This is a genomic window from Acinetobacter lwoffii, assembly GCF_024129715.1.
Classification (GTDB): Bacteria; Pseudomonadota; Gammaproteobacteria; order Pseudomonadales; family Moraxellaceae; genus Acinetobacter; species Acinetobacter lwoffii_U.
Genome location: NZ_JAMXXM010000014.1, coordinates 58,120 through 66,937, shown reverse-complemented (window position 1 = coordinate 66,937; position 8,818 = coordinate 58,120). Strand labels below are relative to the sequence as shown.

Genomic DNA, 8,818 nt, shown 5'->3' with positions numbered 1-8,818 from the left:
TGCAGCGCTGGAAAACCCATCCATTGATCAAGCAGTATCTGGAAGGTGGTAAGCGTATTTCTTATGGTGCGCGTGCTGTGGCCAAAGGTGGTTTTAACTCATTACCAAAATTCACCTTCCCGGGTGGTTCTTTGATTGGTGATGATGCCGGCTTCCTGAACTTTGCCAAGATCAAGGGTTCACATACTGCGATGAAATCCGGCATGCTCTGCGGTGAAGCGGTGTTTGAAGCGATTGCTGCTGGTGTAGAAAAAGGCGGTGATCTGGCGGTGGCGCGTGTTGTAGAGGGTGAAGATTTCTTCGTGAAAGAACTCACGGCGTATATCGACAAGTTCAACAACAGCTGGCTAAAAGAAGAGCTGTATAACTCGCGTAACTTTGGCCCGGCAATGCACAAGTTCGGTCAATGGATCGGTGGTGCCTTTAACTTCATCGACCAGAACGTATTTAAAGTGCCTTTTACCTTGCATGATCTGGTTCAAGACCATGCTGCGCTAAAAACCCAGGCAGCTGAAAGTTTCAAGCCGACCTATCCAAAACCGGATGGCAAGCTGACTTTTGACCGTTTGTCTTCGGTGTTTGTCTCGAATACGGTCCATGAAGAGAACCAGCCAGCGCACTTGAAACTCACCGATGCTTCAATTCCGGTGGAAGTCAATCTACCGAAATGGGATGAGCCTGCACAGCGTTACTGCCCGGCGGGAGTCTATGAAATCATGGAAAATAATGACGGTTCAAAACGCTTCCAGATCAATGCAGCCAACTGTGTGCACTGCAAGACCTGTGACATCAAGGATCCGTCCCAGAACATCACATGGGTAACACCGGAAGGTGGTGGTGGTCCAAATTACCCGAATATGTAAGGTAATCATCAGATAAAAAATAAACCCGCTTTTAAGTGGGTTTATTTATGGATAAATATTAATAATTTCAGTTCCTGTCCATTCATCTATTTAATTAAGCAGATTTTTGAAATTTTATTTTCTAAATAAGACAAATGTTTGAGCTCATCAGCCCTTGGTATTTTTAGCCACCTTTCTTCACTAAATAATGAAATTCTTTATTGCCATTTTCATCCAGACGTTCTTCCTGCAAGAGCAACTCATGCCCCAAATGCATACAGAATTTTGGAATATCCCACGACGTTGAATTATCCGTAGCAAACACCTCAACCACATCACCTGCCTTAGATTTACGGATCGCCTGATGCAACATCATCACTGGCTCAGGGCAACGCAAACCTCGAGTATTCAATTGCAGACTTGGAATAATTTCAGTTGGGGACATCGATAGACTCAGGATGGAAAGACCGCCATATTTTAGCATAAAGCTGCGATTACATTGCTGCTTTGCATACGTGGCCAGTTTTAAAATCAGCGCTGACTCACGCGATCAAGACTGCGCATCATATTTACAATAGACAAGCGTATTTTCTGCGGTATGATAAAACCACGTTTTTTTAGATATTAAGAGTCTTCAGGAAAAATCATGCACGAGGAATCAGGCCCGTCGTGGGGTATGCGCGGCTTACGCAAATGGCTGGGAACTGCACCCGAAACTCGCGACGAACTGCTAAAATTAGTACAAGATTCACGTCGATTTTTAGAACCCGATACTGTTGCCATGCTTGAGGGCGTTCTTGACCTCCCGGCAACCAAAATCCGTGAAGTCATGACGCCTCGCACGTCCATGATCAGCTTACAGGAAGATGATCAACTGCTGGATATCCTGCATGTGCTCGTCGAGTCTGCGCATTCACGTTTTCCGGTATTTTCTTCCGATCAGACCGACAATGTGGTGGGCATTCTATTGGCCAAGGATTTATTGCCTTTTCTGACTGAACCCACGGCCAAAGTCGATATTCGCGCGCTTATGCGTCAGCCTTTGTTTGTTCCGGAAAGTGCCCGCTCCGATCAGGTTCTGCGCATGTTAAAGAATACCCAGACGCATATTGCAGTGGTGATTGATGAATACGGTACGACTTCGGGTCTGGTGACCCTGGAAGATATTCTGGAAGAAATTGTCGGTGAAATTGAAGATGAACATGACAATGCTGATGAAGAAGCATACTACATTGTTCCGGATAACGACCCGACTACCGCCAATACCTGGGTAGTCCAAGCCCTGACTCCGATTGAGTATTTCAATAATATGCTGGATGCGACTTTCCCTGATGACGAAGTGGAAACCATGGGCGGTTTGTTATTACAGGAAATTGGTCTGGTGAGTGACCTTGAAGGTCAAACCATTGAACTGGAAAACTGGCAATTTACCATTCTTGAGGCGGATTCACGCTCTATTCATCTAATTCGAGCCGTGCGCCAATGAGAGCGTATTTCGATAAGCTGTTGAGTTCGTCTCAACAGCAAAAACCTTTGCCGCTAATCTATCCTGTTTTAATTGCCTTATTTGCAGGTGCTATCTTTAGTTTGGCACTAGCCCCTTATCATTACTGGTGGCTGGCGATTCTGTCTCCAGCACTGCTCTATGCTTGCCTGCGCGGACGTAGCGCAAAACAGGCCTTTGGCATTGGCTGGGCTTATGGGATTGGCTTGTGGTTTGTCGGCGCATTCTGGCTGTATACCTCAATTCATGTCTATGGCGATACCAGTGCATTTCTCAGCGTCGTGATGATCCTGATTATGGCACTGGTGATGGGTCTGTTTAGTGCCGTTCAAACGTTTGTCTATCGCCGCTTTTTCCCGGAAACACCTTTAACCTTTGCCCCGCTCTGGGTGCTGTTTGAATGGTCCAAGACCTGGGTCTTTACCGGATTCCCATGGCTGTTTGCTGGTTATGCCTTTACCGAACGCTACCTAGATGCTTATGCGCCATTATTCGGGGTGTTTGGGGTATCTTTCGTGGTGATCATTCTGGCCTGTGCGCTGGTTGAGATCCTGAATAGACGCCTGTTCTGGGCCATTCCTTCCGCCATCTTGTTACTTGGTGCCTGGGGCGCAGCACAGCTGACGTTTGTTGAGCAAAAAAATCAAAAGCCTTTAACGGTTTCCCTGATTCAGGGCAATATTCCGCAAGACTTGAAATGGCTGACTGAATATCAGGTGAAGACCTTATTGATTTATGCCAATTTGAGTAAAACCGAATGGGGCCGTGATCTGATCGTCTGGCCGGAATCTTCGATTCCCATGTTCCAGACTGATATTGAAGCCTTTCTGGAAGCCATGAAAGTACAGGCTGAAAAATCGGGCACTGCCTGGGTGACCGGCATTCCATATTGGGATTTAGCAGAATCACAGGCTGCGGGCTATCCAAAATATTACAATAGCATTATGGCCAGCGGAGATGAATCTGATGGGCTATACAAGAAGCAACGACTGGTTCCTTTTGGTGAATATATTCCTTTATCTGGCTGGTTGAGCTGGGTCTTGCCAGGTCTGCAGAATGATCCATCCATGAGCGGTTTTACCCGGGGTGCAGATCATCAAAAACCATTGAATGTGAAAAATCATCCATTGGGTTCTGCAATTTGCTATGAAGTAGCTTACCCGAATTTGACCCGTCGCAATGCCAGCCAAAGTGATTTTCTGGTGACCGTGTCTAATGATGCTTGGTTTACTGGCACGGCAGGACCGTTACAGCATCTGCAAATGGTGCAAATGCGTGCTAAAGAAAATGGGCGCTGGTTTATTCGGGCGACCAATACCGGTGTGACCGCCTTTATTGACCATAATGGCCATATTGTGAAAAAAGCCCCGATGGATCAGGAAGCCGTATTACGTGGCGAACTGCCAGCCATGCAGGGCGAAACGCTGTATATGAAACTCAGCGATTGGCCAGTGATGATCTTCTCGGTTCTGCTTTTGCTTATAGGATGGCGTTTTCGCCCACGTAAAGTGGATGTCAGCTTTAAGTCACGAAGATAATTTCTTCAAGTCCCCCCTTTTACAAAGGGGGACTTAGGGGGATTCCTGAATATAGCATTTTATCAATCCCTCCTAAGCTCCCTTTACGAAAGGAAGGAACACTCAAGGCAATAAAAAACCGAGGTCAATGCCTCGGTTTTTTATTTCTTTAAAACTTAAAACTGTATAGCCAGATAACATAACATGCTGGCAAGAGACAGCATCGGCACATGACGATAGATCTGAACCAGTGTCTGCTCAAATACTGAACCTTGTTCGGCTTGAATGCGAACTACACTCGCGTTTAATGCGGACCAGAAACATAGGGCCAATAAACTGCTCATCAAGCTGATAGCAAAAAAGGCCACCACAATCTGGCTGCTGCCTTCGGTGCTCTGCCATAAATGGACGATTCCCTGACTGATCGGCAGCATGCTTAAAACCAGAAGAACAGATTTCAGCATCGACCAATGAAATTGATTGATTTCATCTCCCAAGATAAATGCTTTCATGTGCTTCTCCGTTGGCGAGTCAAGTGCCATTTAGATCATTATGAGCTTTTTTAAATAAATAGAAAGTGTATGTTTATTCATATTTTACGAGAATTGTAATAGATAAATATGGGAATAATTCTTATTATAACTCGCATATCGTTTTTATTAATTCATTATTATAAATATCATTAACTTACATTACATTTAATAATTAATAGTTATTATCACTTCACTTCGTATTGAAATAGCTTATTAAGTGAAGTGATATATACCATCTATCGAGAATTTATAATGATTCTCAATTAAGGCTGATAATAAATATCGGCATCTGTTCCTTCACCACCCGATTGACCATCTGCACCAAATGAATACAGATCGAAGCTGCGGCCATCGGTGCCCGGAATCACATATTGCAGTTCATTATCCCAGCTGTCTTTTGGAAAACCGCCCTTGACATAACCGCCTGGCACCCAGTTTTTTGCAGTCGCTGGCTGATTCACCAGTGCATCCAGACCACCTTCCTGCATACTTGGATACTTGCCATTGTCCAGCTTGTATTGATCCAGTGAACCTGCAATGCTCTGCAACTTGATCACGGTGGTATCTACTTTGGCTTTTTCACCGCGTCCCATCACATTCGGAACAATCAGCGCAGCAAGCACACCGAGAATAACAATCACCACCATGACTTCGATTAAGGTAAAGCCCGTCTGTTTATTTAATTGATTCCTTTTCATTCAATCTCTCTCATTTATTTGCATCATTCAGAATTTCCACTTGAATCTTGATCACAGCAAAATTCTAACTGGTTACTGTTTAAATCATATTATTCATATTCACAATTGGCAGCATCACTGCAATCACAATCACCAAAACAATACTGGCCATCAATACCAGCATTAAAGGTTCCAGCAAGGCCAGTAAAGTTGAAATCAGGGTGGTCACTTCGCGATCCTGCATCTGTGAAGCACGTTCCAACATGCGGTCCAGTTCACCAGATGCTTCACCACTTTTGATCATTTGTACCATCATCGGCGGGAAATAACCACTGCGTTCCAGTTGGGTCGCCAGGTTGCCACCTTCAGTGACTTTTTCCGCTGCCAGATTGACAGCATCACGGATCACCCAGTTGTTACTGACTGCAGCACCAATGCGCAGTGCATCGACCAGCGGCACGCCAGACTGGGTCAAAATGGATAAAGTACTGGCAAAACGTGCGGCATTAATCCCGCGTGACAGTTTTCCAAACAGCGGTAGTTTTAAGGTTAGACGGTCAAAGGCATAATGCCCGGCGGTGGTTCTTAAAAAACGGATTAATAAGAAAATCCCTAAAGCACCACCGATCAATAAAAATGGCCAGGCAATGCGGATGAAATCACTGGCTTTCATCAAGGCCACGGTAATCCACGGCAAGGCGTCTTTACTCTGGTCAAAGGTCTTGACGATATCCGGCACCACATAGGTCATCAGCCCCATCACGATCGCAAAGGACATCAGCATCAGGATAATCGGATAGACCATTGCACCCTGAATTTTTTTCTGCATGGCAAACCGGTTTTCGGTATAGTCAGCCAACTGATCCAGAATCAGGTCCAGATGTCCGGAACGCTCACCGGCCGCAATCGTAGCAATATACAGTTCAGGAAAACGTCCGGATTGCTGCAAACCCTGCGCCAGACTATGCCCTTCTAGTACCTTGGAGCGAACCGACATCAGCAGGTTTTGTACATGCACTTTTTCGCTTTGCTTGCCGACGGCGCGGATGGCTTCTTCCAGCGGAATCGCGGCAGCGACCAGCACAGATAGCTGCCGGGTCATGAGGGCCAGATCGTAGGCGGTGATGCTTTTTTCAAACCATTTTCGACGATGCTGTTGGTCTTTTTTTTCAACAGGATCAACAGAGACAGGAATAAGTGCTTTATCCCGTAATTGTTGCCGGATCTGACGTGCAGAATCCCCCTCCAGCACGCCTTTTTGCTGCTTTCCTGAAGCATCAAGCGCAATAAACTGATATGCAGGCATTGTAATGCTCTAATTTTCCAAAATTTTGCTCAACGCTGTTGCGTCAGACCACCGAAATCATTCATATTCTTTGATATAAATTATCTGCTCACTCTAACATAATCGAACTTTAAGCACGACGAAATTTCTTCAGGATCTCCACCCCAAGATATGCAAAATTCTCACACCGATTTAAGTCCAATTTATCGCGTACGCGTTGCTGTACCTGTGCATGTATTTGATTGTTTTGATTACACAATGAGTACAGCACAATTTGAACAGGCACAGATTGGCACACGTGTACTGGTGTCGTTTGGTCGGCAGAATCTGGTCGGGGTGATTATCGAAAAACTGTCCGCAGACACTCCTCTCGACCCGCGCTTTAAACTTAAGGCTGTGACCGAACTGCTCGATGAACGTGCCATTATAGATAGCAAAGTTTTAAGTTTGTTGACATGGTCAGCACAGTATTATCAGTTTCCGATCGGTGAAGTTGTCCACAGTGCCCTGCCGACCCTGTTGCGTCAGGGCAAGCCTTATAACCTGCTGGCCCGTACCTGGAAATTGCTGGACCCTGATGCCGAGGCCAAAGTACGCCGTTCGGACAAGCAGCAGGAAGCTTACCGGATTTTAAAACTGCATCCGGTCGGGACCACTGAAAATGTGCTGAACATGGCCGGGATTGAAACCGCGACCTTAAAAGCGCTGGAGAAAAAAGAGATTTGCGCCTGTGTGCTGGAGCCACAAGATTTCAGTCCACAGCCGATGCAATTGGCACAGATGCCGCTAACGGCCAATCCTGAACAAAAATATGCAGTCAAACAGGTATTAAAATTTCGCAATCAATATCAGGCTTTTTTACTGGATGGTCTGACCGGCAGCGGTAAAACTGAAGTGTATTTGCAGATCATGGAGCAGGTACTAAAACAGGGCAAACAGGTGCTGGTGCTGGTACCGGAAATTGGCCTGACACCGCAAACCATCAGCCGTTTTCAGTCCCGTTTTCATTGCCATATCGCACTGCTGCACTCCGGCCTGAATGATTCCAAACGGCTACAAGCCTGGCAATCGGCGGAAACCGGCAAAGCCTCGATTGTGCTTGGTACACGTTCTGCCATTTATACGCCAATGCCGAATCTAGGCCTGATCATTCTGGATGAAGAACATGACCTGTCCTTTAAACAGCAGGAAGGCTTCCGCTATCATGCCCGAGATGTCGCTCTGTACCGCGGCCATTTACAGCAATGTCCGGTAATCTTAGGGTCAGCCACACCAAGTATTGACAGTTATGCGCTGGTGGAACATGGCAAGATGCAGGTACTGGAGCTGAACCAGCGTGCCGGTACTGCACTGATGCCAAAAATCCACATTCTAGATTTAAAAGTTGCGCAAAAAAAGCATGGGATTAGCCTGCAATTGATTCAGGACATCAAAAAGCGCCTAGAGAAAAAGGAACAGGTGCTGATTTTTTTAAACCGCCGTGGCTATGCCCCCGTTCTGATTTGTGGCAGCTGTGGCTGCCAGGCACAATGTCCGCACTGTGATGCCAACTTCACTGTACACCGTCAGCCTTATCAGCATCTGCATTGCCATCACTGCGGCACTATTCACCGCATGCCGGAACACTGCCCGCAATGTCAGCATCAGGAACTGGTCACACTGGGTATGGGTACCGGCAAAGTCGAAGAACATCTGAATGAACTCTTTCCGGATTTCGAGGTGATTCGGGTCGATCGCGATTCCACCAGTCGGGTCGGCAGCTGGCAAAAAATCTATGACAAGATTCAGAAAAGCGAACCTGCCATTTTGCTTGGCACCCAGATGCTGGCCAAAGGCCATCATTTTCCTTATGTGACGCTGGTGGCGATTCTGGATATCGATTCCGGTCTGCTCAGTGTTGATTTCCGTGCTACTGAACGGACTGCACAATTGATCGTGCAGGTTGCAGGCCGGGCTGGACGCGGCGAACATAAGGGCGATGTTTATCTGCAGACCCTCAGACCTGATCATGCCCTGCTGAACACCTTAGTGAATGAAAATTATCGCGTATTTGCCCAGCAGACCTTAAAAGAACGACAGATGGCCAGAATGCCACCCTATCGTTATGCCATCCTGATTCGATGTGAATCCAAGGATCAGGCACAAAATACCGAATTCTTACAGAAACATGCAGCACTCCTCAGGCAATATCCCGATCTGGTGCTGGACATCTGGGGACCAATTCCTGCGCCAATGGAACGTAAGGCCGGACGCTATCAGTCACATATGGTGCTATTGTCAGCGGATCGTCCACGTTTGCATTACTATGTGCGCAGCTGGTGGCAAAACATGCTGCAGGACAAACCTTCTAGCATGAAGCTCACGCTAGACATCGACCCTCAGGAACTGAGCTAAAAGATATTGCGCCTGAGGATCGGTCTGGAATACAAGACTCCCAGTCTGGATCAAGAATAAATTTAG

General features: G+C 46.5%; 8 protein-coding genes. 4 read left to right on the top strand and 4 right to left on the bottom strand.

Annotated features, from left to right (window positions below):
• Window positions 1-863: electron transfer flavoprotein-ubiquinone oxidoreductase (locus NI462_RS10140; protein WP_253160499.1), on the top strand; the 863-nt coding region annotated here is incomplete at its 5' end.
• 163 nt (window positions 864-1,026) lie between these two features.
• On the opposite strand, the gene tusA is transcribed toward NI462_RS10140, so the two are convergent.
• Complete coding sequence (gene tusA, locus NI462_RS10135; protein WP_004729361.1) at window positions 1,027-1,287, bottom strand: sulfurtransferase TusA; 261 nt, start codon at window positions 1,285-1,287, stop codon at window positions 1,027-1,029.
• A gap of 201 nt (window positions 1,288-1,488) precedes the next feature.
• On the opposite strand from tusA, the gene NI462_RS10130 reads away from it, so the two are divergent.
• Together NI462_RS10130 and lnt are read left to right on the top strand one after the other, a co-directional pair.
• Window positions 1,489-2,328, top strand: coding sequence for a CorC family transporter (locus NI462_RS10130; RefSeq protein ID WP_004278564.1), 840 nt, complete (start codon window positions 1,489-1,491; stop codon window positions 2,326-2,328).
• On the top strand, window positions 2,325-3,884 hold the full coding sequence (gene lnt / locus NI462_RS10125) for an apolipoprotein N-acyltransferase (protein ID WP_253146755.1): 1,560 nt from the start codon (window positions 2,325-2,327) through the stop codon (window positions 3,882-3,884). The genes NI462_RS10130 and lnt overlap by 4 nt, the downstream gene beginning before the upstream one ends.
• Before the next feature lie 155 nt (window positions 3,885-4,039).
• Here the strand turns inward: lnt and NI462_RS10120 are convergent, their stop codons facing one another.
• The 3 genes from NI462_RS10120 to gspF form a co-directional block, all read right to left on the bottom strand.
• Window positions 4,040-4,375 (bottom strand): hypothetical protein, encoded by a 336-nt coding sequence (locus NI462_RS10120; protein WP_216986500.1) that lies wholly within the window; start codon window positions 4,373-4,375, stop codon window positions 4,040-4,042.
• Window positions 4,376-4,659: 284 nt separating this feature from the next.
• Complete coding sequence (gene gspG, locus NI462_RS10115) at window positions 4,660-5,094, bottom strand: type II secretion system major pseudopilin GspG (protein WP_004278567.1); 435 nt, start codon at window positions 5,092-5,094, stop codon at window positions 4,660-4,662.
• 79 nt (window positions 5,095-5,173) lie between these two features.
• The gene (gspF, locus tag NI462_RS10110; RefSeq protein WP_005245858.1) at window positions 5,174-6,379 is read right to left on the bottom strand and encodes a type II secretion system inner membrane protein GspF; all 1,206 of its coding nucleotides are present in this window, start codon (window positions 6,377-6,379) and stop codon (window positions 5,174-5,176) included.
• Between the two features lie 150 nt (window positions 6,380-6,529).
• Here gspF and NI462_RS10105 point away from each other — a divergent pair, with 150 nt between their 5' ends.
• Entirely contained in the window at window positions 6,530-8,752 is a 2,223-nt protein-coding gene (locus tag NI462_RS10105; RefSeq protein ID WP_253160497.1) for a primosomal protein N', read from the top strand.
• The last annotated feature ends 66 nt before the right edge of the window (window positions 8,753-8,818 follow it).

Excerpts from the sequence above, each read along its gene's own strand:
- tusA (WP_004729361.1), bottom strand. The coding sequence starts at position 1,287 with ATGTCCCCAACTGAAATTATTCCAAGTCTGCAATTGAATACTCGAGGT.
- NI462_RS10130 (WP_004278564.1), top strand. The coding sequence starts at position 1,489 with ATGCACGAGGAATCAGGCCCGTCGTGGGGTATGCGCGGCTTACGCAAA.
- lnt (WP_253146755.1), top strand. The coding sequence starts at position 2,325 with ATGAGAGCGTATTTCGATAAGCTGTTGAGTTCGTCTCAACAGCAAAAA.
- NI462_RS10120 (WP_216986500.1), bottom strand. The coding sequence starts at position 4,375 with ATGAAAGCATTTATCTTGGGAGATGAAATCAATCAATTTCATTGGTCG.
- gspG (WP_004278567.1), bottom strand. The coding sequence starts at position 5,094 with ATGAAAAGGAATCAATTAAATAAACAGACGGGCTTTACCTTAATCGAA.
- gspF (WP_005245858.1), bottom strand. The coding sequence starts at position 6,379 with ATGCCTGCATATCAGTTTATTGCGCTTGATGCTTCAGGAAAGCAGCAA.
- NI462_RS10105 (WP_253160497.1), top strand. The coding sequence starts at position 6,530 with ATGCAAAATTCTCACACCGATTTAAGTCCAATTTATCGCGTACGCGTT.